Genomic DNA, 525 nt, shown 5'->3' with positions numbered 1-525 from the left:
GCGACCTGCACCTGATCGGCCTGCCCCACATCGGGCTGCTGAAACCGAGCCGGATCGGCCCCGCCGTGCCCGCGCTCGGGCTCGCGGAGACCGCCCGCGAACCGTCGGGCCCGGAACGCCTGCACTCCCGGGCGGGCTGGTGGGCCGCCCACGGCGACCGCCACGACAGCGACGAGTGCGCTCTCGAACGGGCCCTCGCCGCCGACCCCCGACTGCTGGAAGCACTGCCCCTGACCACGTTGCCCACCCGGCTCGGACGCCACCTGCCGTCCTGGTCCCGACTGTGGCAGCACCACCCCCCGGGGCCGCTCATCGGGCGTGCCGCGTCGGCGCGCGTACCGCTGCTCGCCGTGGGCGGCACCCACGACCCCTTCGCCGCCGACACCCTCCGACTCTGGCAGCACTGGGGCGGCCCGTCCGCGCGGCTGCTGCTCGGCCCCTGGCGGCACGGACTGACCGCCGAACCCGGGCCCGACGCCACACCGGCACACGCGCTGGGCCTCGGCCCGCTCTACGCGGCGTGGG

Annotated in this window: 1 protein-coding gene; it reads left to right on the top strand. The window is 77.3% G+C overall.

Annotated features, from left to right (window positions below):
* The coding region (locus ACYVE9_RS30535; protein WP_461031086.1) for a CocE/NonD family hydrolase at positions 1-525 on the top strand (525 nt) is incomplete at both ends.

The sequence above is a fragment of the Streptomyces sparsus genome (assembly GCF_054776295.1).
Note: the sequence above shows the minus strand (reverse complement) of the source record. Positions and strands in the feature narration are given on the sequence as shown.